The sequence below is a fragment of the Ruegeria sp. CH11 genome (assembly GCF_056537105.1).
Genome location: NZ_JBQFQX010000009.1, coordinates 1 through 25,564 on the forward strand (window position 1 = coordinate 1; position 25,564 = coordinate 25,564).

General features: G+C 58.8%; 27 protein-coding genes and 1 pseudogene. 18 read left to right on the top strand and 10 right to left on the bottom strand.

What is annotated here, in order from left to right; translation table 11 throughout:
* Nucleotides 1-239 (bottom strand): annotated as a pseudogene (locus ACR0LX_RS14455) (hypothetical protein); the annotation flags it as partial.
* A 54-nt stretch (nt 240-293) separates the two neighbouring features.
* Nucleotides 294-1,076, bottom strand: a complete 783-nt coding sequence (locus ACR0LX_RS14460) for a uroporphyrinogen-III synthase (protein WP_480784312.1) — start codon at nt 1,074-1,076, stop codon at nt 294-296.
* 28 nt (nt 1,077-1,104) lie between these two features.
* Here ACR0LX_RS14460 and tsaD point away from each other — a divergent pair, with 28 nt between their 5' ends.
* From tsaD to ACR0LX_RS14480, 4 genes are read left to right on the top strand one after another with little or no spacing between them, the layout of a single operon-like run.
* Nucleotides 1,105-2,202, top strand: a complete 1,098-nt coding sequence (tsaD, locus tag ACR0LX_RS14465) for a tRNA (adenosine(37)-N6)-threonylcarbamoyltransferase complex transferase subunit TsaD (RefSeq protein ID WP_480784313.1) — start codon at nt 1,105-1,107, stop codon at nt 2,200-2,202.
* On the top strand, nt 2,199-3,161 hold the full coding sequence (locus ACR0LX_RS14470; RefSeq protein WP_480784314.1) for an NAD(P)H-dependent glycerol-3-phosphate dehydrogenase: 963 nt from the start codon (nt 2,199-2,201) through the stop codon (nt 3,159-3,161). Before tsaD ends, ACR0LX_RS14470 begins: the two co-directional genes overlap by 4 nt.
* Before the next feature lies 1 nt (nt 3,162).
* Nucleotides 3,163-3,432, top strand: coding sequence for a YciI family protein (locus tag ACR0LX_RS14475; RefSeq protein WP_480576940.1), 270 nt, complete (start codon nt 3,163-3,165; stop codon nt 3,430-3,432).
* The gene (locus ACR0LX_RS14480) at nt 3,432-3,854 is read left to right on the top strand and encodes an EVE domain-containing protein (protein WP_480784315.1); all 423 of its coding nucleotides are present in this window, start codon (nt 3,432-3,434) and stop codon (nt 3,852-3,854) included. The genes ACR0LX_RS14475 and ACR0LX_RS14480 overlap by 1 nt, the downstream gene beginning before the upstream one ends.
* Nucleotides 3,855-4,072: 218 nt before the next feature.
* On the opposite strand, the gene ACR0LX_RS14485 is transcribed toward ACR0LX_RS14480, so the two are convergent.
* Nucleotides 4,073-4,414, bottom strand: coding sequence for a DUF2853 family protein (locus ACR0LX_RS14485; protein WP_480576946.1), 342 nt, complete (start codon nt 4,412-4,414; stop codon nt 4,073-4,075).
* A 211-nt stretch (nt 4,415-4,625) separates the two neighbouring features.
* Here ACR0LX_RS14485 and ACR0LX_RS14490 point away from each other — a divergent pair, with 211 nt between their 5' ends.
* Nucleotides 4,626-5,282 (top strand): DUF899 family protein, encoded by a 657-nt coding sequence (locus tag ACR0LX_RS14490; RefSeq protein WP_480784316.1) that lies wholly within the window; start codon nt 4,626-4,628, stop codon nt 5,280-5,282.
* Here ACR0LX_RS14490 and ACR0LX_RS14495 read toward each other — a convergent pair.
* Nucleotides 5,279-6,028 (bottom strand): extensin-like domain-containing protein, encoded by a 750-nt coding sequence (locus ACR0LX_RS14495; RefSeq protein ID WP_480784317.1) that lies wholly within the window; start codon nt 6,026-6,028, stop codon nt 5,279-5,281. The two genes, ACR0LX_RS14490 and ACR0LX_RS14495, sit on opposite strands and share 4 nt — an antisense overlap.
* A gap of 12 nt (nt 6,029-6,040) precedes the next feature.
* Entirely contained in the window at nt 6,041-7,429 is a 1,389-nt protein-coding gene (gene ahcY / locus ACR0LX_RS14500; protein ID WP_480784318.1) for an adenosylhomocysteinase, read from the bottom strand.
* Nucleotides 7,430-7,578: 149 nt separating this feature from the next.
* Between ahcY and ACR0LX_RS14505 the strand changes: the two genes are divergently transcribed.
* The gene (locus ACR0LX_RS14505; protein ID WP_480784319.1) at nt 7,579-8,574 is read left to right on the top strand and encodes a glycosyltransferase family 8 protein; all 996 of its coding nucleotides are present in this window, start codon (nt 7,579-7,581) and stop codon (nt 8,572-8,574) included.
* A 3-nt stretch (nt 8,575-8,577) separates the two neighbouring features.
* Here ACR0LX_RS14505 and ACR0LX_RS14510 read toward each other — a convergent pair whose 3' ends face one another.
* Nucleotides 8,578-8,892, bottom strand: a complete 315-nt coding sequence (locus ACR0LX_RS14510; protein WP_480576963.1) for a hypothetical protein — start codon at nt 8,890-8,892, stop codon at nt 8,578-8,580.
* 206 nt (nt 8,893-9,098) lie between these two features.
* Here ACR0LX_RS14510 and ACR0LX_RS14515 point away from each other — a divergent pair, with 206 nt between their 5' ends.
* Nucleotides 9,099-9,692 (top strand): HD domain-containing protein, encoded by a 594-nt coding sequence (locus tag ACR0LX_RS14515; protein WP_480784320.1) that lies wholly within the window; start codon nt 9,099-9,101, stop codon nt 9,690-9,692.
* Nucleotides 9,693-9,771: 79 nt separating this feature from the next.
* Nucleotides 9,772-10,545, top strand: coding sequence for an arginase family protein (locus ACR0LX_RS14520; protein ID WP_480784321.1), 774 nt, complete (start codon nt 9,772-9,774; stop codon nt 10,543-10,545).
* 97 nt (nt 10,546-10,642) lie between these two features.
* On the opposite strand, the gene ACR0LX_RS14525 is transcribed toward ACR0LX_RS14520, so the two are convergent.
* Both ACR0LX_RS14525 and ACR0LX_RS14530 read right to left on the bottom strand, forming a co-directional pair.
* Nucleotides 10,643-11,197 (bottom strand): ActR/PrrA/RegA family redox response regulator transcription factor, encoded by a 555-nt coding sequence (locus ACR0LX_RS14525; RefSeq protein WP_142637470.1) that lies wholly within the window; start codon nt 11,195-11,197, stop codon nt 10,643-10,645.
* An 86-nt stretch (nt 11,198-11,283) separates the two neighbouring features.
* On the bottom strand, nt 11,284-11,904 hold the full coding sequence (locus tag ACR0LX_RS14530) for an SCO family protein (RefSeq protein ID WP_480784322.1): 621 nt from the start codon (nt 11,902-11,904) through the stop codon (nt 11,284-11,286).
* Nucleotides 11,905-11,992: 88 nt separating this feature from the next.
* Between ACR0LX_RS14530 and regB the strand changes: the two genes are divergently transcribed.
* The 8 genes from regB to trxA all read left to right on the top strand — a co-directional run bounded on the left by regB (nt 11,993) and on the right by trxA (nt 23,818).
* Nucleotides 11,993-13,390, top strand: a complete 1,398-nt coding sequence (regB, locus tag ACR0LX_RS14535; RefSeq protein WP_480784323.1) for a sensor histidine kinase RegB — start codon at nt 11,993-11,995, stop codon at nt 13,388-13,390.
* 64 nt (nt 13,391-13,454) lie between these two features.
* Nucleotides 13,455-14,963 (top strand): PAS-domain containing protein, encoded by a 1,509-nt coding sequence (locus ACR0LX_RS14540; RefSeq protein WP_480784324.1) that lies wholly within the window; start codon nt 13,455-13,457, stop codon nt 14,961-14,963.
* A gap of 40 nt (nt 14,964-15,003) precedes the next feature.
* A complete protein-coding gene (gene tsaE, locus ACR0LX_RS14545) occupies nt 15,004-15,474 on the top strand; it encodes a tRNA (adenosine(37)-N6)-threonylcarbamoyltransferase complex ATPase subunit type 1 TsaE (protein WP_480784325.1) in 471 nt (156 codons plus the stop codon).
* Nucleotides 15,471-16,475, top strand: coding sequence for an aminoglycoside phosphotransferase family protein (locus tag ACR0LX_RS14550; protein ID WP_480784326.1), 1,005 nt, complete (start codon nt 15,471-15,473; stop codon nt 16,473-16,475). The genes tsaE and ACR0LX_RS14550 overlap by 4 nt, the downstream gene beginning before the upstream one ends.
* Nucleotides 16,472-17,158 carry a nucleotidyltransferase family protein gene (locus ACR0LX_RS14555; protein ID WP_480784327.1) on the top strand — a complete coding sequence of 229 codons (687 nt, stop codon included), beginning with the start codon at nt 16,472-16,474 and terminating at the stop codon, nt 17,156-17,158. The genes ACR0LX_RS14550 and ACR0LX_RS14555 overlap by 4 nt, the downstream gene beginning before the upstream one ends.
* Nucleotides 17,151-20,078: a double-strand break repair protein AddB gene (gene addB / locus ACR0LX_RS14560; protein WP_480784328.1), complete on the top strand. Its 2,928-nt coding sequence runs from the start codon at nt 17,151-17,153 to the stop codon at nt 20,076-20,078. The genes ACR0LX_RS14555 and addB overlap by 8 nt, the downstream gene beginning before the upstream one ends.
* Nucleotides 20,075-23,437: a double-strand break repair helicase AddA gene (addA, locus tag ACR0LX_RS14565; RefSeq protein ID WP_480784329.1), complete on the top strand. Its 3,363-nt coding sequence runs from the start codon at nt 20,075-20,077 to the stop codon at nt 23,435-23,437. Before addB ends, addA begins: the two co-directional genes overlap by 4 nt.
* Nucleotides 23,438-23,497: 60 nt before the next feature.
* Nucleotides 23,498-23,818, top strand: a complete 321-nt coding sequence (gene trxA / locus ACR0LX_RS14570; protein ID WP_170712183.1) for a thioredoxin — start codon at nt 23,498-23,500, stop codon at nt 23,816-23,818.
* An 82-nt stretch (nt 23,819-23,900) separates the two neighbouring features.
* Here trxA and ACR0LX_RS14575 read toward each other — a convergent pair whose 3' ends face one another.
* Nucleotides 23,901-24,257, bottom strand: coding sequence for a hypothetical protein (locus ACR0LX_RS14575; RefSeq protein WP_480784330.1), 357 nt, complete (start codon nt 24,255-24,257; stop codon nt 23,901-23,903).
* A gap of 175 nt (nt 24,258-24,432) precedes the next feature.
* Between ACR0LX_RS14575 and ACR0LX_RS14580 the strand changes: the two genes are divergently transcribed.
* Both ACR0LX_RS14580 and ACR0LX_RS14585 read left to right on the top strand, forming a co-directional pair.
* Nucleotides 24,433-24,783 (top strand): Lin0512 family protein, encoded by a 351-nt coding sequence (locus tag ACR0LX_RS14580; protein WP_480784331.1) that lies wholly within the window; start codon nt 24,433-24,435, stop codon nt 24,781-24,783.
* Nucleotides 24,780-25,142 (top strand): Lin0512 family protein, encoded by a 363-nt coding sequence (locus ACR0LX_RS14585; RefSeq protein WP_480784332.1) that lies wholly within the window; start codon nt 24,780-24,782, stop codon nt 25,140-25,142. The genes ACR0LX_RS14580 and ACR0LX_RS14585 overlap by 4 nt, the downstream gene beginning before the upstream one ends.
* Before the next feature lie 61 nt (nt 25,143-25,203).
* Here the strand turns inward: ACR0LX_RS14585 and ACR0LX_RS14590 are convergent, their stop codons facing one another.
* Nucleotides 25,204-25,398 (bottom strand): DUF1127 domain-containing protein, encoded by a 195-nt coding sequence (locus tag ACR0LX_RS14590; protein ID WP_480577027.1) that lies wholly within the window; start codon nt 25,396-25,398, stop codon nt 25,204-25,206.
* Nucleotides 25,399-25,564 lie beyond the last annotated feature (166 nt).

The window sequence follows — 25,564 nt, forward strand, 5'->3', positions numbered from 1 at the left end:
GCTTCGGCTTCGGCTTCGGCTTCGGCTTCGGCTTCGGCTTCGGCTTCGGCTTCGGCTTCGGCTTCGGCTTCGGCTTCGGCTTCGGCTTCGGCTTCGGAAGTCAGCTCGTCCGTATCGTCTGACGCGTCAAGTGATGTCTCGTCTGTGGCAGCGCTGCTATCGGTCGCCGCAGTCTCGGTCATCTCGTCCGATTTGGGGTCTTCTACCGGTTCCTGATCGGTTTTCTTGTTATCAGCCACCGCCATATTCCCCTTATCGATTCCAAAAATACCCGAAGTACATACGCATCCAAGTTAATCCGCGCCGGGTCCACCCTCAACCCGCAAGGCATGTTTCACAAGTTTTTTAACGGCTTTACTCATTTTCTTGGGCGTTGGCTCTTTGGCGATCTTCAGACGCCGGAAGGCCAAGGAATTAAGGGGCTCGGCGGTTGCTTCGCTGATCGCGGCCAGCCAAAGCGGTGCCGCCCCGTCCCAAACATCGGCAAATTGTCGCGCCGTGCGCGGCGAGAATATCGGCGCTATGACCGGCTCATCGCCCATCGCGACGGCGGCGGCTTCGGGGGTCAAGGGCAGCAGGCGTTGTTGATAGACGATCTGTTCAAGCGCGGTCAGGCCAAGTTCGGTCAATCGTTCCGCGACATGACCACGACTGTGTTCCCCTCGCAGATGGAGCAGTGGGCTTTGGGGGCGCAGTTTCAGCAGATTTGCCACCAGCTCCTCGGCTGTTGCACCCATCATCTGCGCGGTCCACCCGGCGCCTTTCGCGGTCCCGGTGGTCGCAGAGCCCACGCAATAGGCAGGCAAATCCCGATCGACCCCCAAAGTCACCGCCGCGTTGACCGCGTTCGCCGAGGTAAAGATCAACCCCCGTGCTGCGTGGGTCACCAGTTGCACCTCTAACGGCCGAATTTCGAGCAAAGGCGAATGAACCAATGTAACACGCGAGCGGGTGCGTGTGGGAAGCTGCGCAACGAACCTCTCGGAGGCGGCGCGAGGGCGGGTCATCAACAAATACAACAGGCGGCGCCTTCGGCCTTGGGATTGTTTGCATCCGCGCAGGGTGATACCCCGCATGGCAGTCATGATGCAACGGATCAGACCAATGGTGCAAACACTTACGATCCTTGGGTTGGAAAGCAGCTGTGACGACACGGCCGCCGCTGTCGTGCGCCAGGTTGATGGCGCGCGAGCCGAGATTCTGTCCTCGATCGTTCATGGTCAGACCGATCTGCACAGCGCCTATGGTGGCGTCGTGCCCGAAATTGCGGCCCGCGCTCACGCGGAAAAGTTGGATGTCTGTGTGGTGCAGGCATTGAAGGATGCCGGTCTGCGCTTAAGCGATCTGGACGCCATCGCCGTAACCGCTGGTCCGGGCCTGATCGGAGGTGTCATGTCCGGCGTCATGTGCGCCAAAGGTCTAAGCGCGGCGACCGGGCTGCCTCTGATCGGGGTTAACCATCTGGCCGGGCACGCGCTGACGCCGCGCCTGACGGACGGGGTCACTTTTCCCTACTTGATGCTGCTGGTTTCAGGTGGTCATTGTCAGTATTTGATTGCTCACGGGCCCGAGCAGTTCACCCGCCTGGGTGGCACCATCGACGACGCCCCCGGCGAGGCGTTCGACAAAACCGCCCGCCTTTTGGGTCTACCGCAACCTGGCGGCCCCTCGGTCGAGGCCGAGGCGCAATCGGGCGATCCCAAGAGACTGCGGTTCCCGCGACCGCTGCTGGATCGCCCCGGATGCGACCTGTCGTTTTCCGGGCTCAAGACAGCGTTGATGCGGACGCGCGATCAGATTGTTGCGGAAAAGGGTGGACTGACGCGGCAGGACCGTGCCGATCTGTGCGCGGGATTTCAACAGGCGATCGTGGATACGCTGGCCGAGAAAACACGCCGTGCCATCGCGTTTTATCTGGAATACGAGCCAGCCAAGCCTATGATCGCCGTCGCGGGCGGTGTTGCGGCGAATGCGGCCATTCGCGCCGCATTAGAGACTGTCTCCGCAGAAAGTGGCGCACGGTTTACCGCCCCTCCGCTGAGCCTGTGCACCGATAACGCCGCCATGATCGCCTATGCCGGGCTTGAACGCTTCCGGACCGGTGCGCGCGATGGTTTGGATCTGGTGGCGCGTCCGCGCTGGCCACTTGACCAGACCAGCCCGGCAATGCTGGGCGGTGGCAAGAAGGGGGCCAAGGCATGAGCGTGTCCGTACTTGGGTCGGGTGCCTTTGGCACAGCGTTGGCCATTTCGCTGGCCGGAAACGGGCCAGTCACACTTTGGGCGCGCGATCCCGAGCAGGCTTCGCAAATGCTGGCGACGCGGGAAAACAAAGCCCGGTTGCCGGGGGTGAGCCTGCCTTCGAGACTCGCGGTTACGGCCGAGATCGCGCTGGCGGTCAAATCCGATGTGATTCTTTTGGCAGTTCCAATGCAAAAGCTGCGTGCGGCGCTGACCGAACATGCCGGGGTACTGGCCGACAAGACGCTTGTCGCCTGCTGCAAGGGGATTGAACTGGCGACCGGGCTGGGACCGATCTCGGTGATCCAGCAGGTTGTGCCAACCGCACGCCCTGCGCTGCTGACCGGTCCCAGCTTTGCGGATGACATCGCGCGGGGCCTGCCGACGGCACTGACTTTGGCCTGCGCGGATGACGAGTTGAGCCAGTCCTTGCAATCCGAGCTGACAACCTCGAACCTGCGTCTGTATCGCACCGGCGACACCATCGGGGCCGAGTTGGGCGGGGCGTTGAAAAACGTGATGGCCATCGCCTGTGGTGCCGCCATCGGTGCGGGATTGGGCGATAGTGCCCGGGCAGCTTTGATGACACGCGGGTTTGCTGAGATGCAGCGCTTTGCGACGCGGCGCGGGGCGCATGGCGACACGTTGATGGGTCTGTCAGGATTGGGTGATCTGGTCCTGACCTGTTCATCCGAAATGTCCAGAAACTACCGTTTTGGCCTGTGTTTGGGTCAAAATCGTCCCTTTGACAGCAACACGACGGTTGAAGGGGTCGCAACCGCGCGCGCCATGGCCGACCTGGCAGGTGCCGAAGGGTTGGACATGCCTATCAGTAAAGTCGTTGCCGCGCTCAGCAGCGGTCAGATTGACGTCAATGACGCGATTGACACATTGCTCAATCGCCCACTCAAGGAGGAATAGAATGCTGATTGCCCTCATCGCCCGAGACAAGGACGGCGCGTTGCAAACCCGGCTGGACAACCGTGCGGCCCATTTGGCTTACATCGAAGAAACAGGCGTCGTTTCGCAGGCCGGGCCGCTGCTGGACGGAGATGCGATGATCGGGTCGCTGGTGATTCTGGATGTCGAGGACCTGACCGCCGCTCAAAGCTGGGCCGACAATGATCCCTATGCCAAGGCCGGTCTGTTCCAGTCGGTCGACCTAATCCCGTGGAAGAAGGTGATAGGCTGATGGCGTATTGGCTGTTCAAATCCGAACCCTCGACCTGGAGCTGGGATCAACAGGTTGCCAAAGGCGAGGTGGGCGAAGAATGGGATGGTGTGCGCAACTATCAGGCGCGCAATTTCATGCGGCAGATGGCGGTCGGGGATCGCGGTTTCTTTTATCACTCGCAGAAAGACAAGGCGATTGTCGGCGTTGTTGAAGTCTGTGCAGAGGCCCATCCCGACAGCACCACCGATGACGAACGCTGGGAATGCGTGGACATCAAGGCGGTTCGCCCGTTCGTCGAACCTGTCACGCTGGACCAGATCAAGGCTGACGAACGTCTGGGTGACATGGTTCTGGTCAAGAACTCGCGCCTGTCGGTACAGCCGGTGACAGAGGCCGAATGGGCCGTCATCTGCGGTCTGGGTCAAACCCAAGCGGATTGAAAAAGGGAAGGTCCCGACAGGTCAGAACCTTCCCTACCCCCGCGTGCTCCCAACTCACCACACGCGTATGGAAATCTCTGGTCCTGACCGTCCTGGTCATGTTCCGAACCTAGCCCGCTTTGGACGGTAAGTTCAAACACCAAGTCCATAGATTTTCTTTAAAATTCAAAACGCTCGCCAATGGGGATAGCGAGCGTCTTTGGTATCGTCGTGCCCGGTCAGCCGTAAACGGATTCTTTTCCGAAATGTTTGGTTAGGATGTAATACACCACAGCGCGGTATTTGTTGCGCTCGGACATGCCATAGGTTTCCATGGCCTTGTTGATCCCCTCCATCAGTTCGGGACCATCAGCAAGACCCAGCTTCTTGATCAGAAAGTTGTTTTTGACGGTCTCAAGTTCCGAGTCCTGACTGGCCGCGACGGTCGCCGCATCTGCGTCATAGATCGCCGGGCCGCAGCCGATTGTGACCTTGGTCAACAGGTCCATATCGGGGTCCATCCCGCATTTTGATTTCAGATCATCCGCGTATTTTGCGATCAGTTCGTCGCGCTTGCCCATGAAAACTCTCCCGTCAAACAGTTATTGCAGTGTTCAGATCAAACCTGAGGGTCAGGTGCGCAAAGGTTAGCCACAAGCACCCTTCGCACAAAGGGAAAAATCCTGAGGTTTCCCCCTAAGCAAATCTTGGCCTTGCCTGATCTTGATTTTTGCCGAATTATTATTTAACATTTTTGTTAAATGCTAGTTTTCTACAGTTCAGGAGGCCCCCATGACCGTGTCCTTTCCTAACGAAAGCGCCGAATACAGAGCGGCGCGCAACAACTTGTTGGCAGCGGAAACCGAGTTGCGGGCGCGTATCGAATCCGTCGCTGACCTGCGGCGCAATCTTCCAAAAGGTGGAGCAATCCCCAAAGACTACGGTTTTCGCACAGTGAACGCCGAACTTGCGCCGATGTCTTCCCTGTTTGGCGCGCACGACACTCTGGCCTTGTATTCGTTGATGTACGGCCCCGAAGCCAAGGCACCCTGCCCCATGTGCTCGGCCTTTCTGGACGGGCTGAACGGGCAGATCCCGCATATTTCGCAGAAAATCGGCTTCGCCATTGTCGCGCAGAATTCACCCGAAAAGCTGTCTGAACTCAAATCGCGGATGGGTTGGGATGATCTGCCACTCTATTCGGCGCTGGGGACGGACTACCAGAGAGATTATCTGGCCGAGGCCAAAGACGGCAGCCAGTTACCCATCATGAATGTCTTTCAGCGGGACGCCGACGGGATCCATCATTTCTGGAGTTCAGAGCTGTTTTTTGAGCCCAGCGACTGGCACCCTCGCCACGTGGATTCGGCATGGCCATTGTGGAATATCCTGGATCTAACGCCACAAGGGCGCGGGGATTTCTTTCCATCCCTGCGCGGCATCGCTTAGCGGCAATACCCCCAGCCGGGGCCTTGCAGGTGAAAGTGGTCCGCATGCAAGCGATTGAAGTCCGGTCCCAATACGACGCGGAACCAATCGCAGGCCCCGCGCCAGATCTGGCGCAGAAACGCGGCTTCGGCTCCTTCGATGCCCCAGTCTGACAGCAAGGACAGGCTGCGCCCATCGGCCAATTGAACACCGATGATATCGACGGAATCTGCTGTCGCGTGGCTGCTCCAACCACTTGCCTGTCCCTGCGCCACGCGCATCCGGCGGCAATTGTAACTGCCCAGATGCTTTAGTCGGCTGACCTGCGTCTCAAGTAGATCTCGTGCTGCAGGTTGCACCACATGATGTTCCCACATGGTCAGCCGCAGTACGGTGGTGCAGCTGGTTTCGACCGGATCGACCGTGGACTTTACCAATGCTGACAACAGGCCGCGCCCCTGAATGCCGCAATTCTCATCGACGATCAGGTCTTCCATCGCCTCAAATGAAACCCCTGCCTCGGTCAAGGTTGCCCTGCATTTCGCTTCGTCCGCCAGCGCGCGGTTAAGCTGATACCGGGTGATCGGAGTAACGGGCGCAGTCACCTTGAGTTCTCGCAGCGGGTTCCAATGCGAAGGTACCGGGGTTTCAGGATGCGCCAAAACCCACCATCCGCCACCTCCGACCAAGATCGCGACGACCGCGATCCTGAAAACAAAAGACGCCGCCGATAGCAGGAATCGGCGGCGTCGCGGTTGGTTGCTCATGAGTCTTTGGACTTAGTAGCGGTAATGTTCCGGTTTGAACGGCCCTTCCGGGCTTACACCGATATATGCCGCCTGTTCACTGTCCATCTGGGTCAGCTTGACGCCAATGCGGTCCAGATGCAGACGCGCAACTTTCTCGTCCAGATGCTTGGGCAGGATGTAGACCTTGTTTTCGTACTCATCACCCTTGGTGAACAGCTCGATCTGCGCCAGCACCTGGTTGGTGAAAGACGCCGACATCACAAAGGACGGATGACCGGTCGCGTTGCCGAGGTTCAGCAGGCGACCTTCGGACAGCAGGATGATGCGATTGCCCGAGGGCATCTCGATCATGTCCACCTGTTCCTTGATGTTGGTCCACTTGTGGTTTTTCAGGTTGGCGACCTGAATTTCGTTGTCGAAATGACCGATATTGCCGACGATGGCCATGTCCTTCATCGCGCGCATATGCTCGATGCGGATCACGTCCTTGTTGCCGGTGGTGGTGATGAAGATATCCGCTGATGCGACTTCGTCTTCCAGCAGGGTAACCTCGAACCCGTCCATCGCGGCCTGCAGCGCGCAGATCGGGTCAACTTCGGTCACTTTCACACGGGCACCGGCACCACGCAGCGACGCGGCCGAGCCTTTGCCCACGTCACCGTATCCGCAGACCACGGCGACCTTACCGGCCATCATGGTATCAGTGGCGCGGCGAATACCGTCGACCAGCGATTCCTTGCAGCCGTATTTGTTGTCGAATTTCGACTTGGTGACCGAGTCATTCACGTTGATCGCGGGGAACGGCAGATGGCCGTCTTTGACCAGCTGATACAGGCGGTTCACACCGGTGGTGGTTTCTTCGGACACGCCTTGGATCTGGTCGCGCATCTTGGTGAACCAGCCAGGGGACGCCGCCATACGCTTGGCGATCTGCTCTTTGATGACAGCTTCTTCTTCCGAACCCGGAACCGGGATGATGTCCTCACCTGCTTCGGCGCGGGCACCCAGAAGGATGTACAGCGTCGCATCGCCGCCATCGTCGAGTATCATGTTCGGGCCGTCTTCGAACAGGAAGGATTTGTCGAGGTAGTCCCAATGCTCTTCCAGCGTCTGGCCCTTGATGGCGAATACCGGAATATCCGCCGCCGCGATTGCTGCCGCCGCGTGGTCCTGAGTGGAGAAGATGTTGCACGAGGCCCAGCGCACATCCGCGCCCAGCGCCACCAGCGTTTCGATCAGAACTGCGGTCTGGATGGTCATGTGCAGCGATCCGACGATCCGCGCACCTTTCAGCGGTTTGCTGTCGCCGTATTCCGCGCGCAGTGCCATCAGGCCCGGCATTTCGGTTTCAGCGATATCCAGTTCCTTGCGGCCAAACCCGGCCAGCGAAATGTCTTTGACTATGTAGTCACTGCCCATAGGACCTCTCCGATTTAACTGAGGGGCCATCTAGCATTGACATCCTTGTCCTGCAATGCGTAACCGGGGCAGAATGGCACCGATTGCAACGCACCCTTTCCAAACGCGGGTTGCCCGGACGTCGAAGGCAATTTCTGAGGAATGAAACGATGCCAAAGCTGAGTTTGTCCGCCTCAGGACCCGCCGCCAACCGAAAAGCGATCATGTTCTGCTGCGACCAGAATTATCTGGTTTTTGCGGCACATGCGGCGTCTCAGATTGCCGCGCTGCATCCGCAGCGCGATTTTGATATCTGCATTTGTTATGACGAGCGTCCAGTCACCATCCCGCCATCGCTGGATCATCTGAACATCCGCCTGTGCCATGTGCAGACGTCGGGGCTGTTTGAAGGACTACGACTGGATCGCGGAAAGAGCCACGATGTTTACCTGCGCCTGGCCCTGCCCGCAGCCTTTGCCGAGGACTATGACCGCATCCTGTATATGGACAGCGACATCTTTATTCAGGGCGGTGATTTCAGCGCCCTTCTGGATGTGGATATCGGCTCACACGCAATTGCGGCGGTGCGGGACAATACCCAGTGGCGCACTCCCGGGCGTAGGCCGAAACAATTCAAGACGCTTAACCTGCCTGCGGCCCCGTATTTCAACGCGGGCGTCATTCTGATGGATGTTGAGCGGTATAATAACCAAAACCTGCTGGACCGGTGCCTTACGCTGGGCAAGGCCAATGCCGAGGTCATGATCCGGCACGACCAGAACCTCTATAACTCGGTCCTGCAGGGCGACTGGGCCGAACTCAGCCCAATGTGGAACTGGCAGTTTACTTGGTCATCACTGCTGTTTGCGATGCAGATCGAGCCGCATCTGGTGCATTTCATCGGCAAGACCAAACCCTGGAAAGACCCCAAAGGCGAACTGAGCCCCCGGTTTGCAAACGCGATGAAAGTCTTTGCCGACAGGTATTTCCCTGAACTTGACGTGTTTCAGCCCACACGCAGGCCGCTGGAACCAAACAGCACCAAGATGCGTAAGATGTTGCTAAAACACTTCCTGTCAGGCGCAAAAACGCAGCGTTACCTCAGCCGGTTTCCGGACGATCTGACGGTCATCAAATCCAACCGCAGATCGGACCCGGACAGGTAAGGGTTAGCTTGGGATGCCATCCGGAGTGTCTTTCGGTATCGCTTCAAAAAAATCTGTGCCAACGGCGACAATACAACTCATGCCGTTCGCATGGGTCACGAGAACGGTGTAGCTGCCCGTCTCTTTCGAGGTCCAAACCTCCATGACCGACTGCGCGCCGCGTGTCTTCTGCAAACCACCAAAGGCCAGTTCTTCAGAATAGCTGTCCTTGAGTTTGGCAATGACGTGATCGCGTTGCGCACAATTCTGGGCGAAGGCCGGCGGTGCAGTGGCGGCCATTCCGAAGGTCAGTGCTATTGCAAACAAACGCTTGAACATGACAAGCTCCTTTCGATACGAGTTTCGCTTCGAGAGGGCGCGCGACCGAGAGGTGTCTGCACCCCCTCAGTCCTAATGTCGGGATCGTTTTCCATCGTTTCAAAGCACAAGTGCTCAAGAAATTGTTGGCAGCCGGTGATCCGGACAGATACATCATACCACAAAATCTGGGATTTTATGTGTCCAACTTCACAAGGCATGGCAGAATGGCAACACAACCCCGCGCGTGGCAACGCATGCTGTCGGGCCGCAGGCTGGACCTGCTGGACCCGACCCCGGTGGATATCGAGATCGAGGATATTGCCCACGGTCTGGCCTTTGTCGCCCGCTGGAACGGGCAGACACGCGGCGATTTCGCCTATTCCGTCGCCGAGCATTCCTTGCTGGTCGAAGAGCTTTTTGGCCGGATTGCCCCTAAAGCCCCGGTAAAATGGCGGTTGGCTGCCTTGTTACACGACGCGCCGGAATATGTGATCGGAGACATGATCTCACCCGTCAAATCTGCTGTTGGCCCAGGCTATGGTGCCTTGGATGACCGTCTGGCGGCGGCAATTCACATTCGGTTCGGCCTGCCCGCAGAGGTGCCGAATACGGTCAAACGGCAAATCAAGAAGGCCGACAAGATCAGCGCCTGGATGGAAGCGACGCAGATCGCGGGGTTTTCCGAGGCCGAGGCGACGAAGTTCTTTGGCCGTCCGGATAAAGCGGTGATGGAGGGGCTGAATATTAGATTGCGTCCACCTGTTGAAGTTCGGCAGGCGTATGGGGTACGACACAAGGAGTTGATCGCGCTCCTATAGAATTTCCGATTGATCAAATGTCGCCAGCCAGCTCATTCGAATGTTGAATGATGCTTTCAAAGAATCAAAATGAAACCACATGAACACAGCTTGGTTAGTCACTCCTTATTTCTTTGATGAACACGATAGTAACTTGGGCAAGGCTGTACCGTCGCCCTTGACGTACACAACCAATGACCCGACTGGGGTGGTGGACAGGACGCCAGAAAGCATGGCGAAACTGCACAGACCTATCGCGGATTTTGTCCACAATGTTGTCGAGAGGGGCGATATTCCTGTGTCTATCGCTGGCGATTGCGCGGCGAGCCTGCCGGTTATGGCTGGATTGCAACGCGCCGGTAAGGAGCCCATACTTGTCTGGATTGATGCCCACGGAGATTTCAATACGGCGGAGACATCGCATTCGGGCTTTTTGGGCGGCATGCCATTGGCAATGATGGTGGGGCGCGGTGATCTTTCGATTGCCGCGCAATCAGGGCACACACCTGTCAAAGAAAGCGATGTTTGGTTGATTGATGCTCGCGACCTGGACCCGCTTGAAGAAGTCGCTCTCAACTCATCCCAAGTTAACCGTATTCCTGTAGATCGTCTGGACGAATTAGCATTCGACAGACCGGTATATCTCCACATCGACAACGACGTAATCGACGCCGAGGAGGTGCCCGCTAACAACTATCCTGTGGCGAACGGACCAAGTCTCTCTGTCACTATCGAAAAATGCACGACGTTCGCTTCTCGAAACTCTCTGTGTGCGCTTTCGCTTAGCGGATGGAACGGGCGCTTGGATCAAGACGGGAAAACCAGTCGCGCCTGCCAAGAACTGCTGTCTTGTATCATTTCAGCGGCAGTTTGACGGATTTGGTCCAAATGCAGAATTGCCAGCTTTTCCGTCGCGGCAACCTTTGCCCGATTTGGGTATAGGCTCTAGGGCACCATTTCCATACGGTAGCCTACCGAGGGCTACGCTTTGCCAAAATCCGCTGCAACGTCCGGCGATGCATGTTCAGGCGTCGCGCGGTCTCGGAGACGTTCCGGTCGCACAGCTCATAAACCCGCTGGATATGCTCCCAGCGGACGCGATCCGCGCTCATGGGGTTTTCCGGCGGCGGAGGTAGTTCGTCGCCCTTGGCCAGCAGCGCGTTGGTGATGTCGGTGGCGTCGGCGGGTTTCGACAGATAATCGGTTGCGCCGATTTTGACGGCGGCGACGGCGGTGGCGATGGCGCCGTAGCCGGTCAGAACCACGACCCGGCTGTCGGGGCGTTTCTCGCGCAGCACTTCGACCACATCCAGGCCGTTGCCGTCCTCCAACCGAAGATCAACCACGGCATAGGCCGGCGGTCGGGCGGTCGAAATGGCGCGACCTGCAGCGACCGAACCTGCGGTTTCAACCTCGAACCCGCGTTTCTCCATCGCTTTGGCAAGACGTCTCAGAAACGGTTCGTCATCGTCCACCAAAAGCAGGGATTTGTCGGGACCGATGTCGAGGTCAGAGCTGTCCGCCATATTCTGTTCTTTCCGCTATTTCACGCCATTGGCTCGAACATGAGTATTAGCAGCGCCATCCCAAAGGTCAAACCGATGGTTGCAGCCTATATCTTGTCCAGGAAGCACCCGACCTTGTCCGCCATTTGCTCGGCGGTGTCGTCGCGGTTGAAGAACTCGATGAATCCGTCCTGTGGCGTGACCAGATAGGTAAAGGTCGAATGATCGACCAGATAGTACTCATCGCTTTTGTCATGAGCTTTGTAATAGGTCTTGTACGCCTTGCTGGCGGCCTTGACCTGTTCCGGCGATCCGGTCAGCGCAATGGTTTTGCCGCCCAGGTTGAAAGCATAATCCCCGACCACTTCGGGCGTGTCCCGGTCCGGGTCGATCGAGATGAACAGCGGCGTCACCGATTGGCCGCGCTCGGCCAGAAGATCCACCGCATCGGCATTGCGGGACATGTCGAACGGACAGACATCGGGACAGAAGGTATATCCGAAATAGACCAGCGTCGGTTCGGTGATAACGTCGGTGTCTGTCACCGTCTCTCCCTTGCCGTTCACCAGTTCGAAGGGCCCGCCGATGGCCGCCGCACCGCCTGCAATCTGGCTGGTACGGCATTGGGCGAATTTGTCATCCGAACCCGCACCCCGGGTCAGCAACCACATGGCACCGACAGCCACGGCCAGAACGATGGTTGCGAGTATGGCATAAAGGCGGGTCATGGCGTTGTCCTGACGCAGGGATTGTTGATCGTTTCGGCCCGGACACCTATCAAGATACTCAGCCGACGCAACAGGACATAATCGACCCATGGCAATTTCCAAGACCAGCCTTTGGCGAGGACAGGAGCGCAGCAGCTGGATCCGCCTGCGTACGCTGATCCTTTTGCGTTGGGTTGCCATTATCGGTCAGCTTACCGCCATCACGGTGGCGCAGCAGGCCTATCATGTGCAGCTAGAACTGGGCCTGTGCTATTTTGCCGTCGGCGTTTCGGTCATGGGCAACCTGACTGCGATCCTGCTGTTCCCGGAAAACAAGCGCCTGTCAGAGTTCGAGAACTTTCTGATGGTGCTGTTCGACCTACTGCAGCTGTCTTTCCTGCTGTATCTGACCGGCGGGCTGAACAATCCGTTTGCGCTGCTGCTGGTTGGCCCGGTCACCATCTCGGCCAATGTGATGAGCACCCGATCAACGCTGATCGTGGGGGCCGTGGCCATCATTCTGACCAGCCTGTTGGCGCAGTTCCATCTGCCGCTGCGCACCAATCTTGGGCTTGTTCTGGACGTGCCCGCGATTTTGCTGTTCGGAAACTGGGTCGCGATCATCATCGCCATTGTCTTCATCGGAGCCTATTCGCACCGCGTCAGTTCCGAGGTCCAGTCGATGTCCGAGGCCCTGTCAGCCACCCATATGGCGCTGGCGCGCGAACAGAAGCTGACAGATCTGGGTGGCGTTGTTGCAGCCGCTGCGCATGAACTGGGAACGCCATTGGCCACCATCAAGCTTGCAAGCTCGGAACTGATCGAAGAGCTGGACGAACAGCCCGACCTACGGGACGATGCTGCGTTGATCCGCGAGCAGGCCGACCGGTGCAGGGATATTTTACGCGATATGGGCCGGGCCGGAAAAGATGACCTGCATCTGCGCCAGGCACCGCTGACCACCGTGATTCACGAGGCCGCCGAGCCGCATATGGGTCGGGGCAAAGCTGTGCATTTCAGCGAGGGGCCGGTTGAGGATGCGGACGTTCAACAGCCATCGATCCTGCGAAAGCCCGAGATCATTCACGGGCTGCGCAATCTGATCCAGAACGCCGTCGATTTCGCGCAGGCGAATGTCTGGGTCGAGGCCGAATGGACTCCGACCCGGATCACGATCTGCATCATGGATGACGGTCGCGGTTACCCGCCACAGATGATTGGCCGCATCGGGGACCCGTTCATGCGGCGGCGGCGCTCGGACATCGACATGTCAACGCGGCCGGAATACGAGGGCATGGGCCTGGGGTTGTTCATCGCCAAGACCTTGCTGGAACGCAGCGGGGCCGAGTTGAAGTTTGCCAATGGTGCTGACCCTTATCAAAACCTGACCTCGGATCCAGAGCGGCGCGGGGCTATTGTTCAGGTGTCCTGGCAACGCAAGCTGGTCGATGCGCAACTTGGCGATTCACCTGTGCCCTCCGGTGCCAATCAACCATTCCAGATCTGAGTTAAGCCCTCGTTAACCATTGATGCCCATAGTCGGCGCGGTGGTTTGAAGGGATGAGTGTGTGATGGCTGACTGGATCATCTTGGCGACGATCAGCTTGATTTCGGCCTGCCTGGCCTTTCGGTGGCTGATGCCGCGCCGGCCGGCATGGATTGGCGATTATGGCTTGGCGACACCCAACTCTCTGTTCGATGCGGTGTTCCTGTTCGATGGAAACCGCCTGATCAGCCATTCTGATGTTGCGCTTGCGGGCTATGAGGCGGTCCATGATTGGGGCGATCTGCGACGCTTGCTGAAACGCGACTTTCCGACATTCCCCGAGACGCCGGAAACCGTGCGGGATGAAGGCTCTGTAATTGTGTCCGCAATCGATTGCACTATCGACCGCGAGGTTCTGTGCGAATGGATAGACGGTATCGTGCGGGTGCAGCTGCGCGACCTTCAGGGCAATACTGGCCCGGTTCGCAGCGATCGCAACGACCCTGTGCGCCTGGCGATGGATCTGGCCCCCTATCCTGTCTGGTTACTGGACGGGTCAGATACAGTTCAGTGGTGCAATGCCGCCTATGTCTCGCTTGTGCGCAAGGCAAGGGGTCGCGACGCTGATCTGACAGTCCCTTTGTTCCCCCGGGTCAAAGAACAGGATCATCTAGGCAAAAAGACCCGCGTGTCTGTTGCGGTCTCGGGTAGTGAAAACAAACTGTGGTTTGACCTGACGCATGTCGATCGCGCAGACGGTCAGCTGAATTATGCCATTGATATCAACGCGATTGTCGAGGCTGAAGCGGCGCAGCGCAAATTCGTGCAGACCATGACCAAAACCTTCGCGCAACTGTCCATCGGATTGGCAATATTTGACAGGAACCGCCAATTGGCCCTGTTCAACCCGGCCCTGATCGACCTGACAGGCTTGTCCCCCGATTTCCTGAGCTGCCGCCCCAGCCTGTCCAGTTTTTTCGACAGGATGCGCGATCAGCATATGATGCCCGAACCCAAGAATTACCGTGGCTGGCGGCGCCAGATGAATGACCTGCTCGAAGCGGCGCAAGACGGGAATTATCAAGAAACCTGGTCGCTCCCGTCTGGGTCGGTCTATTCGGTCAGCGGGCGTCCGCACCCTGATGGCGCGGTGGCTTTTCTGTTCGAAGATATTACCGCCGAGATTACGCTGACCCGCCGGTTTCGTTCGGAAATGGACCTGATGCAATCGATCCTGGACAAATTGGCCGATGCAATTGCGGTCTTTGCCGACGATGGCACGCTGGCCCTGACCAATTACGCCTACCAAAGGCTTTGGGGTGAGTCGGAGGAAACGGGTTTTGAACCCGCGACGGTTCTGGACGTCACGCGCGGTTGGCAGGACCAATGTATGGCAACACCGGTACTGGGTGAGATTCGGGATTTTGTCGAAATGCGCGATAACCGCACCCAATGGTCGGCGGACATGATCAGACGCGACGGCACAGAAATGACCTGCACGATCAGTCCGATGCAGAACGGTGCAACGATCATTCGCTTCACGCTCGACGCTCAGCCGGAACAAGCTGCGGAAATGCAGAAAATCAGCGCCTGACCGGGTTGCGGCGCACCGGGCGCAGGTCCATTGTGGCGCCATGACCAGAGCCGCGCCGATCACCCTGAAATCACCGGAAGAAACTGCCGCATTGGCGGTGCAACTGGGCGCTGCGTTGCAGCCCGGAGACGTGCTGCTGTTGGACGGTGCGATCGGCGGTGGCAAAACCCATTTTGCGCGCGCTCTGATCCGCTCGCTGATGCAGGTGCCCGAAGACGTGCCCTCGCCCACGTTCACACTGGTTCAGGTCTATGACACGGAAATCGGCGAGGTATGGCATTCGGATCTGTATCGCCTGACAGACATCTCTGAGATCGAGGAACTGGGTCTGACCGGCGCCTTCGATGCCGCCGTTTGCCTGATTGAATGGCCGGAAAAGCTCGGGGTGCTGACCCCGCCATCGGCCCTGACTCTGCGGTTTCGATCAGATGCTGACGAACAGGACACGCGATATATCCAGCTAAGCTGGTCCGACCCGAAATGGCATGCCCGACTCAAGGGGGTACAATGACCAATCGTGACGTTCTGGCCGAGGCGCTGATTGCGCAAACCCCGTGGGCCGATGCTGCACGCATGCCTTTGGCCGGCGATGCCTCGAACCGCCGTTACGAACGCCTGACGGACCCGGAAAGCGGGCGCACCGCAGTATTGATGGATGCCCCGCCAGAGAAAAACGAAGACATTGGTGCCTTTGTCCGCATGGCAAACTATCTGCGATCCATCGGGCTGAGCGCACCAGAGATCTATGCTGAAGATCTGCAATACGGTTTTCTGTTGCTTGAGGATCTGGGCGACGCCCTCTTTGCGCGTGTGCTTATACAAAAACCTGGCCTGGAGCGCACGCTGTACGAGGCCGCAACGGATGTATTGGTGCATCTGCACGCCGCGCCTGTGTTGTCGCTGGATAGCTATGATCCGGCGCTGATGACCGAGTATTCGGCTCTGGCATTTACCAAATATGCCCAGGGCGTTCTGGGCAGCCACGACTCGGACGCGCGACAACGGTTCGAGCTGCGTTTTGCCGATATTCTGCACCGGGAAACGGGTGGTACGCGGGTGGTGGTGCAACGGGACTATCATGCGGAAAACCTGATCTGGCTGCCGGATCGCGACGGGTTGCGCCGTGTGGGTCTGCTGGATTTCCAAAGCGCCATGCTAGGGCATCCGGCCTATGATCTGATGTCGTTGTTGCAGGACGTCCGCCGCTCTGTCCCGGCCGGGATCGAGATGCGCATGATCAACCGCTATATCGAGGCCACGGGCGTCGATAGCCACGATTTCCGAACCGCCTACAGCGTGCTCGGTGCCCAGCGCAACCTGCGCATATTGGGTGGGTTCGCGCGTCTGGCAACGGATTACGGCAAGCCGCAATATGTCGACCTGATCCCCGCTGTTTGGGCGCATCTGATGCGGGATCTTGAGCATCCCGCACTGGCCCCTATCGCACAGACCATACGCGATGCGTTGCCCGCGCCCAGTGCCGACCATCTGGCAAGGCTGAAACCGCAATGACAGAGAAACCGGACGCCGTCATGCTGTTCGCCGCTGGATTCGGCACCCGCATGGGCGCATTGACGCAGAACCGTCCCAAGCCGCTGATCGAGGTATCCGGCCGGCCTCTGATCGACCACGCGCTGGATTTGGTCGACGGCCTGAATCCCGTGCGCACGGTGGCGAATGTCCACTACCTGGCCGATCAGATGATTGCCCATTTGGCCCCCAAGGGTGTGCTGATCTCGAACGAACAGCCCGACATTCTGGAAACCGGCGGCGGGTTAAGGGCCGCTTTGCCTTTGTTGGGCTCGGGACCGGTGTTTACCCTGAACACAGATGCGATCTGGGCCGGCCCTAATCCGTTGGAATTACTTGGTGAAGCATGGGATCCCGACACGATGGACGCATTGCTCATGTGTGTTCCCGTGGCGCAGACGATTGGACATTCAGGGACAGGTGACTTTACCCGAGATGCCTTGGGCCGGATCACACGCGGCCCCGGTTTGATCTATGGTGGCGCGCAGATCGTCAAAACCGATGGGCTGCATGACATCCCGGATGCTGCGTTCTCGCTGAACGTGCTGTGGAACCGGATGCATGATGATGGGCGGCTGTTTGCGCTGGAATACCCGGGTCGCTGGTGCGACGTCGGACGACCCGAAGGGATCGCGCTGGCAGAGGGTCTGATCGCAGATGTTTGACCAAAGTGCATCGCCCCGGGTCTTTGCCGTTCCGCCGGGCGCAGATTTCCCCAAAGCGCTGGTCGACGGGTTGCGGGCGCGCAGCTCTGCCCTTCCACCCGAGGCGCTGGCCCGTGTGCAACTTGTCGTCAACACCCGCCGCATGGCGCGGCGCATACGAGACCTGTTCGATCAGGGCGCGCCGTGCCTGCTGCCACGGCTTTCGCTGGTCACCGATCTGGGCGCAGACGCGGACCTCGGGCACATACCGCCCGCCATCCCTGCCTTGCGCCGCCGTCTTGAGCTGACCCAGCTGATCGCAAAGCTGCTGGATCAACAGCCCGATCTGGCGGCCCGATCATCGCTGTTTGACCTGTCCGACAGTTTGGCCGCATTGATTGACGAAATGCAGGGCGAAGGGGTTTCAGCGGACGCGATCCGACAGTTGGATGTCAGTGACCTGTCCGGCCATTGGGAGCGGGCGCAGCAGTTCATCGGGATCGCGGATCAGGTGGTTACCTCCGGGGATGAGGCGCTGGATGCACAGGCCCGACAACGCCGCGTGGTCGAGGCGCTTATCGCACGATGGCAGGACAGCCCGCCGCAGCATCCGGTTATCCTTGCCGGATCGACCGGTTCGCGCGGGACGACCTTGATGCTGATGCGGGCGGTGGCCTCTCTGCCGCAAGGGGCGTTGATCCTGCCGGGGTATGATTTCGATCAGCCGGACGCGGTTTGGGAGCGTCTGGACGACGCTTTGACTTGCGAAGATCATCCGCAATACCGGTTTCGCAAGCTGATGAGTGAACTTGAGTTGGGGCCGCGCGATATCCAGCGCTGGACCGGGGAACAAGTCCCCTCACCTGCCCGTAACCGATTGGTTTCGCTAGCGTTGCGGCCTGCGCCCATCACCGACGCCTGGATGGCCGAAGGACCTCTGCTTGAGGATATCCAGGGCGCCACACGTGATCTTACGTTGGTCGAGGCACCCTCGCCGCGGGCCGAGGCTTTGGCCATTGCGCTGCGATTGCGGCAGGCGGCAGAGACCGGGCAAACGGCTGCCCTGATCACGCCGGACAGGATGCTGACTCGTCAGGTCAGTGCCGCGCTGGATCGCTGGAACATTCTGCCGGATGACAGCGCCGGTTTGCCCCTGCAGCTTTCCCCGCCTGGGCGATTTTTGCGCCACGTCGCCGGTTTGTTCAACCGGCGTTTGGATGGCGAGGCACTACTGACGCTGTTGAAGCATCCGCTGTGTCATGATGGGGACGATCGGGGGACGCACCTGTTGCAGACTCGCGATCTGGAACTGCACCTACGACGCAACGGACCGCCATTTCCGACCCGCGACAGCCTGCACGTCTATGGCCAGACCGAAGGCGTGTCCGAGACCTGGCTGGCCTGGGTCATCGATCATTTCTGCGACCAGTACAGCCCCAGTGATCGCCCGCTGGCGGATTGGGTAGCGCAATTGCGGGTTTTGGCACAGGCGATCTCGGCCGGATCAACCGGCGAGTCCGGAACGCTGTGGCAGAAAAACGCGGGTCAAAAGGCGCTGTCCGTTCTGACCGCTCTCGAGGATGAGGCGCATCACGGCGGGTCGATGTCGGCCCATGATTTCTCTGATCTGCTGGGTGCGCTACTTGCGGGCGAAGACGTGCGCGACCGCGACGCACCACATCCGCATATCATGATCTGGGGTACGCTCGAAGCGCGGGTTCAGGGCGCGGATCTGCTGATTCTGGGTGGCCTTAACGAAGGCAGTTGGCCCGAGGCCCCCGCCCCCGATCCTTGGCTGAACCGTCAGATGCGCGACAAGGCCGGGTTGTTGCTGCCGGAGCGGCGGATTGGTCTGTCGGCCCATGATTTTCAGCAAGCTGTCGGCGCGCCGGAGGTCTGGCTGACCCGCGCGGTTCGCTCGGATGATGCGGAAACGGTTGCCTCGCGTTGGCTGAACCGCTTGACCAATCTGCTGCAGGGCCTGCCGGATCAGGGCGGGCCACAGGCACTTTCCGGTATGCGGGGTCGCGGAAACCAGTGGCTGGGCTGGGCCGAGACGCTGGAAGAGGCGCCCCAGATCGCTGCTGCGCACCGCCCCTCACCGCGCCCACCCGTTGCGGCCCGGCCAAGGCGTCTTTCGGTCACAGAAATCAAGCGGCTGATCCGTGACCCATACGCAATCTACGCGAAACATGTGCTGCGGCTGAAACCGCTGGACCCGCTGGTGCAAGCACCCGATGCCCTGCTGCGCGGAATCGTCATTCACGAGATTCTCGAACATTTCGTCAAGGACAGCGTGTTGGACGCAGCCTTGCTGACCCGCGAGAACTTTCTGAAACGGGCCGAGGCGCTGTTGGCCGGGCATGTCGCATGGCCCACGGCACGGGCACTTTGGCTGGCGCGTCTGGAACGCATCACCGATGAGTTTCTATCTGCCGAACGGGCGCGTCGGACGGATGGCGGTCCGGTCGCGTTTGAAGCCGCGCTCAAGCTGGAATTGCCAACGTTGGGTTTCACCCTCAGCGGGCGCGCCGACCGGATAGATGTCAACAGCCGGGGCGCGCTGAGAATTGTCGACTACAAGACCGGAGTACCGCCAACGGAAAGCCAGCAAGCGAAGTTCGACAAACAATTGCTGATCGAAGCGGCCGTGGCCGAGCAGGGCGGCATCGAAGGCTTCGACCCGCTGCCCGTGGCACAAGCGGTCTTTATCGGGATGGGCGGCAGCTATAAGGAAGTTGCCGCACCATTGGACAAGGAACCCGCCGACAAGGTTCTGTCCGAGCTGAAACAGCTAATTTCAGCCTATTTAGAGCCTGATCAGGGTTTTTCATCCCGTCGGATGCTGCACAAGGATACCGATGTCGGAGACTATGACCATCTCGCCCGGTTCGGCGAGTGGGACCGCACCACCGAAACCAAGCCCGAGGATCTGACATGAGCGCGCGCAACGATGCGACAGAGCGGCAGGTGCAGGCCGCGCGCCCCGATGCCTCGACCTGGCTGGCTGCAAACGCCGGGTCCGGCAAAACGCGTGTGCTGACAGACCGCGTTGCGCGGCTGTTGCTCAGCGGTGTGCAACCGCAGCACATTCTGTGCCTGACCTACACCAAGGCCGCCGCCAGCGAGATGCAGAACCGGCTGTTCAAGCGGCTGGGTGAATGGGCCATGTTGGGCGACAGTGATCTGCTGGCGCAATTGAAAGATTTGGGCGTCGATGGCGGTATCGATCAGGACCGTCTGGCGCAGGCGCGCACCTTGTTTGCCCGCGCGATCGAGACACCGGGGGGTCTGAAAATCCAGACCATCCACTCCTTCTGCGCGGCGCTGTTGCGTCGCTTTCCACTCGAGGCCGGGGTTAGCCCGCAGTTTTCAGAGATGGAAGACCGTGCCGCTGCGTTGTTGCGCGAAGAGATTCTCGAGGATTTTGCCGCCGGACCTCAAGCACGTTTGGTCGCCGATGTAGCGCGGTTCGTCACCGACTCGGGCTTTGACAAGCTAACGGCGGCTATAGCGCAACGGCGAACGCTGTTCGGGCGGATGCTCCAGTGGGAGGATCTGTTGCAGTTATTCGAACTCCCAGTTGATTTTGATGAGAATACTCGAACAGCGGAAGTGTTTTTGGGTAATGAAGCGCATCTTATCAAGTCAGTACTAAATGTTCTCTATGCCCAATCTAAGACGATGGTCGAATTAGCTGACCAGCTAAATCGAATCGGCTGGGACTCACCAACTTCTCAAGACTTGGCAAAGCTGTATGCGCTGTTTCTTTACAAGAAGGACGGGAAATTCCGACCAGAAGCTAAAACAAAGTCGATTCCAACAAAAAAGGCGCAAGAGGCTCTTGGCGACCATCTCAGCGAATTTCATAATCTCATGTCGCGCGTGGCGACCGCTCGCGAGAAGGAGTTGGCATTCGTCGCGGCTCAGAAATCCCATGTTTTACACCGCTTTGCCGCTGCCTTCCTGCCCGAATACGAACGCCGAAAGCAACTGCGCGGCTGGCTCGACTTCGACGACCTGATCCTGCGGGCGCGGCAGGTTCTGAATGATCCGGCCGTGGCCGAATGGGTGCTGTATCGTCTGGATGGCGGTATCGATCACATTCTGGTCGACGAGGCGCAGGACACAAGCCCGGACCAGTGGGATGTGGTGGAAAAACTGGCGCAGGAATTCACCAGCGGGGAAGGGGCCCGGTCCGGTGTCGAGCGTACGATTTTCGTCGTCGGCGACAAGAAGCAATCGATCTACTCCTTCCAGGGAGCTGATCCGCAGGCCTTCGACCGGATGCAGGCCGAGTTTGGCCAGCGGCTGAAGGAATCAGGCTCTAAACTGTGGAATTCGACGCTGGAATACTCGTTCCGTTCGTCCAGCGCGATTCTGAGTCTTGTTGATATTCTGTTTGAAAATCAGTCTGCAGCGGGCTTCCAGAAAGAGTCGCTGCATCGCGCCTTCAAGGCGGATCTTCCGGGTCGTGTCGACCTGTGGCCGGTGATCGAAAAGGTCGACGCGGATGAAGAGGGTGACTGGACCGATCCGGTCGACCGACCCGGCGCCCGACATCATACCGTTCTGCTGGCCGAGCAGGTCGCCGGGTCGATCAAGGCCATGCTTGAGAATGGCGAAACCATCCCAGAGGACGGAAAAACACCTGGCACATTCCAACGCCGCAAGGTGCGGCCGGGTGATTTTCTGATCCTTGTTCAGCGCCGCTCGGATCTGTTTGCCGAGATCATTCGCGCCTGCAAGGCCCTTGACCTGCCCATCGCCGGTGCAGACCGCCTGAAGGTGGGCGCGGAACTGGCGGTCAAGGATCTGGCGGCATTGCTGAGTTTTCTGGCCACACCCGAAGACAGCCTGTCGCTGGCCACGGTTCTGAAATCTCCGCTGTTTGGATGGTCGGAACAGGAACTGTTTGATCTGGCCCACCGGCGAGAGGAGACCTATCTGTGGGCCGCGCTGCGCAGGAGAGCCGACGAGTTCCCAAACACTTTGGCAGTGCTGAACGATTTGCGCGGGCAGACCGATTTCCTGCGACCCTATGATTTGATCGAGCGTATTCTCACGCGCCATGACGGGCGGCGCAAATTGTTGGGCCGTCTGGGCGCCGAGGCCGAAGACGGGATCAACGCGTTGCTGTCGCAGGCTTTGGCCTATGAGCGGACAGATATTCCCAGCCTGACCGGATTTCTGGTCTGGATGCAGACCGACGATCTGGAAATCAAGCGCCAGATGACCGGCGTCGGCGACATGATCCGGGTGATGACCGTTCACGGTTCCAAAGGTCTCGAGGCCCCGATTGTGATCCTGCCCGATACCGGCAAACGGCAACCGCCCCGCGACGCCGAGATCATGGTGGCAGGTGATACCCCGGTGTGGAAACTGCCCGCAGACGCATCACCCAAGTTGATCGCGCAGGCACGAGATACGGCGCGCGAGCGGGAAGAGAATGAGAGGCTGCGTTTGCTCTATGTGGCTCTGACACGGGCGGAAAAGTGGTTGATCGTGGCTGCCGCCGGCGATGTCGGCAAGGATGGCAGCAGCTGGTATCAACTGGTCGAGGCGGCGATGGAGCGGGCAGGGGCGGCAGCAATCCCTGGATCGCAGGTCAAACGCCTTTCCCATGGCGAGTGGGACGCGCCACCCTTGTCCCAGCACACCGAAACCCTGACACCGCAGCAGGACCTGCCAACCTACTTCGAATCTCCTGCACCGGAACCGGCTGTGACGGCTGCCGCGCTCAGCCCGTCCGATCTGGGTGGAGCAAAGGCCTTGCCAAGTGATGCCGGTCAGGACGAAGAGGCCGCGAAACTTCGTGGCACAAGGCTGCACCGTTTGCTGGAACACTTGCCCGAAGTTGCCGCAGAGTCACGGCCGCAACTCTGCGCCCGTTTGCTGCCGGATATGCAGCCGGTTGAGCGTGACGATCTATTGCAGGAAGTGCTGCACGTTCTGTCTGAGCGGGACCTACAGCCATTTTTTACGCCGGACGCATTGCCCGAAGTGCCTGTTTCGGCCGCGCTTGGGAGCCAAAGGATTCACGGAGTGATTGATCGGCTGATCGTAACGGACACAGAAGTACAAGCCATTGATTTCAAATCAAATGCCTCGGTACCGGATCGTCCGGAAAACTGCCCCGACGGTCTGTTGCGGCAGATGGGGGCCTATGCCCACGCATTGTCGCAGATCTATCCCGACCGCCGCATCCGCACGGCGATCCTGTGGACGCGAACGGCCAGCCTGATGTGGCTGCCACACGATCTTGTGACAGACGCTTTGACACAGGCGGCGGTGTCTTGACCTTGCAAATCCGCGCACCTAGGTTCAGTGCCCAAGCTTATCCCATTCAGGAGACATGATATGTCGACCGTTGCCGTAACCGACGATACCTTTGACGCCGAAGTCAAGAATTCAGATGTCCCCGTTGTGGTGGATTTCTGGGCCGAATGGTGCGGCCCCTGCAAACAGATTGGCCCCGCTCTGGAAGAGCTGGCGACCGAATATGGTGGCAAGGTAAAAATCGCCAAGGTTGACGTGGACAGCAACCCTAACGCGGCCGCTGCAATGGGCGTGCGCGGTATTCCGGCGCTGTTCATCTTCAAAGACGGGCAGGTTGTATCGAACCGCGCAGGCGCTGCGCCCAAGGCCGCACTGCAAAGCTGGATCGACGAATCCATCTGACATTCGAGAAGTTTGATTTCAGAGGGCGTCCCAGATGGGGCGCCTTTTTTGTGTCGCAGGTCTTACCTGTCCAAAGGTCGGATTATTCGATGGTCCACCTAACCGATACTCCGGCACCATCTTTGTGAGTGAATGTGACGGTATCATCCTTGACCGAAACCACCTGACAGTCATGGGGCATTGCCACGTCGACGATCACAATATCCCGGCAGTAATACTTGTCATTCCACTCCCAAGAACCGCTGATGCTGCCACCCTTGGGGCCCTTGCCCTCAACTGTCCCATCCCTGAGAATTGTCACCCGAGTCTCGCCCTGGACAAGTGTTTTTCCGGCAATCAGTTGCATGAACTTCGATTTGTTTTCGATGACTTCTGCAGACGCATTAGCTGCCAGAAGCCCAAACAACAATGTCGATGGCATGAATCGAAAAAACGTCATGGAAACAAACCTTTCTTTGATCGAACACCAAATCTACCGGGATTCTAAACCACAATAGTCGCAGGCATCAAACATTCGCGGTTTTGCGTGTGGCCGGATGTACTTTGGCGTTCTGGTTCTTTTAATTCGGAAAAACCCATGCAGATTGTCGGGACACACTAAAGAAGGAGGCGACATGCCCAAAACACGGGTATTGGTGGAATTCGGTATGGGCACGTCCCTGCGGCGCGAGGATTATACCGAAGCCGCGCTGCGCGCGCTCAAGGACGCGCTGTGGCATAACTCGGTGAATATGGCCGAGCTGTTTGGATTTCCCAAGGAGGCAATGATCATAGACGCCGAGATCGGTGTACAACAGCCCGACAAGGTGGATACCGGGGCGCTGAAGGCGATCTTTCCATACGGTCAGCCCAACATCACGGTAACGCAAGGCGGGCTGGACATCGACAAACCGCATACAGAGGGGCGCACGGTCATCGCCAACGCCGCAATTGTCGTTTCGTTCGATATGGAGCCCGTCCAATGACCGAAAAACGTATCATTCTGGAAATGGGTACCGGCAACGACCTGTATGGGCAGGACTACACCAAGGCCGCGCGCCGGGCGGTGCAGGACGCGCTGCATCATTCCTCGATCACGCTGTTTTCGAAACTGGGACTCGACCACTCCGAGATGCGGGTTCAGGTGACTATAGGCGTTCAAAAGCCCGAGGATGTCGATTGCGAAAAGGTGGCCGCCGATCTGCCGCGGGGCCGCGCCCAGGTGCGCGCGGTCAAGGGTGGGCTGGATGTTGTTGATGAACCGGCTGGTACGCGCCACGTCGTCGCCACAGCCGCAATCGAAGCGTTTCTGCCGGATCAGACTGGCAAGTACGCGCTAAGCTGACAAAGAAAAAGCCGCTCGGGGATCCGGGCGGCTGTTCCAGATTGCTGATCTCGTAGACAGCTTAGATCTTTGCGATATCCGCGCGATCAAGACCGATGTCGTTCAGCTGTGCGTCCGTCAGTTCGCTCAGCATCGCGCGGGTCTTACGGGTTTGGTTCCATTCGACAACGTTGTCGAATGCCGAGATGAATACGTCCGCGATGTGCAGGATGCTAGCTGCTCCGAGCGGCGCATGTTTTGTTGCTGTGTGTGCCATGTGCGCAGTCCTTTGAGTTGAAACAGCCGACCCGTTGTCGGTTGTGATGCTCATGTAAGACGGCGCGCCGAGACTCACAAATGCTGGTTCAACAGCCCCGATCTGCATTTTTTGCATATCTTTTGGGCAGTTTTGGAACGGGTTGCGCCCATCCCGCGCCCGGCCC

Coding starts and splice junctions, on each gene's coding strand:
- ACR0LX_RS14460 (WP_480784312.1), bottom strand. CDS start 1,076: ATGCGGGGTATCACCCTGCGCGGATGCAAACAATCCCAAGGCCGAAGG.
- tsaD (WP_480784313.1), top strand. CDS start 1,105: ATGGTGCAAACACTTACGATCCTTGGGTTGGAAAGCAGCTGTGACGAC.
- ACR0LX_RS14470 (WP_480784314.1), top strand. CDS start 2,199: ATGAGCGTGTCCGTACTTGGGTCGGGTGCCTTTGGCACAGCGTTGGCC.
- ACR0LX_RS14475 (WP_480576940.1), top strand. CDS start 3,163: ATGCTGATTGCCCTCATCGCCCGAGACAAGGACGGCGCGTTGCAAACC.
- ACR0LX_RS14480 (WP_480784315.1), top strand. CDS start 3,432: ATGGCGTATTGGCTGTTCAAATCCGAACCCTCGACCTGGAGCTGGGAT.
- ACR0LX_RS14485 (WP_480576946.1), bottom strand. CDS start 4,414: ATGGGCAAGCGCGACGAACTGATCGCAAAATACGCGGATGATCTGAAA.
- ACR0LX_RS14490 (WP_480784316.1), top strand. CDS start 4,626: ATGACCGTGTCCTTTCCTAACGAAAGCGCCGAATACAGAGCGGCGCGC.
- ACR0LX_RS14495 (WP_480784317.1), bottom strand. CDS start 6,028: ATGAGCAACCAACCGCGACGCCGCCGATTCCTGCTATCGGCGGCGTCT.
- ahcY (WP_480784318.1), bottom strand. CDS start 7,429: ATGGGCAGTGACTACATAGTCAAAGACATTTCGCTGGCCGGGTTTGGC.
- ACR0LX_RS14505 (WP_480784319.1), top strand. CDS start 7,579: ATGCCAAAGCTGAGTTTGTCCGCCTCAGGACCCGCCGCCAACCGAAAA.
- ACR0LX_RS14510 (WP_480576963.1), bottom strand. CDS start 8,892: ATGTTCAAGCGTTTGTTTGCAATAGCACTGACCTTCGGAATGGCCGCC.
- ACR0LX_RS14515 (WP_480784320.1), top strand. CDS start 9,099: ATGGCAACACAACCCCGCGCGTGGCAACGCATGCTGTCGGGCCGCAGG.
- ACR0LX_RS14520 (WP_480784321.1), top strand. CDS start 9,772: ATGAACACAGCTTGGTTAGTCACTCCTTATTTCTTTGATGAACACGAT.
- ACR0LX_RS14525 (WP_142637470.1), bottom strand. CDS start 11,197: ATGGCGGACAGCTCTGACCTCGACATCGGTCCCGACAAATCCCTGCTT.
- ACR0LX_RS14530 (WP_480784322.1), bottom strand. CDS start 11,904: ATGACCCGCCTTTATGCCATACTCGCAACCATCGTTCTGGCCGTGGCT.
- regB (WP_480784323.1), top strand. CDS start 11,993: ATGGCAATTTCCAAGACCAGCCTTTGGCGAGGACAGGAGCGCAGCAGC.
- ACR0LX_RS14540 (WP_480784324.1), top strand. CDS start 13,455: ATGGCTGACTGGATCATCTTGGCGACGATCAGCTTGATTTCGGCCTGC.
- tsaE (WP_480784325.1), top strand. CDS start 15,004: ATGACCAGAGCCGCGCCGATCACCCTGAAATCACCGGAAGAAACTGCC.
- ACR0LX_RS14550 (WP_480784326.1), top strand. CDS start 15,471: ATGACCAATCGTGACGTTCTGGCCGAGGCGCTGATTGCGCAAACCCCG.
- ACR0LX_RS14555 (WP_480784327.1), top strand. CDS start 16,472: ATGACAGAGAAACCGGACGCCGTCATGCTGTTCGCCGCTGGATTCGGC.
- addB (WP_480784328.1), top strand. CDS start 17,151: ATGTTTGACCAAAGTGCATCGCCCCGGGTCTTTGCCGTTCCGCCGGGC.
- addA (WP_480784329.1), top strand. CDS start 20,075: ATGAGCGCGCGCAACGATGCGACAGAGCGGCAGGTGCAGGCCGCGCGC.
- trxA (WP_170712183.1), top strand. CDS start 23,498: ATGTCGACCGTTGCCGTAACCGACGATACCTTTGACGCCGAAGTCAAG.
- ACR0LX_RS14575 (WP_480784330.1), bottom strand. CDS start 24,257: ATGACGTTTTTTCGATTCATGCCATCGACATTGTTGTTTGGGCTTCTG.
- ACR0LX_RS14580 (WP_480784331.1), top strand. CDS start 24,433: ATGCCCAAAACACGGGTATTGGTGGAATTCGGTATGGGCACGTCCCTG.
- ACR0LX_RS14585 (WP_480784332.1), top strand. CDS start 24,780: ATGACCGAAAAACGTATCATTCTGGAAATGGGTACCGGCAACGACCTG.
- ACR0LX_RS14590 (WP_480577027.1), bottom strand. CDS start 25,398: ATGGCACACACAGCAACAAAACATGCGCCGCTCGGAGCAGCTAGCATC.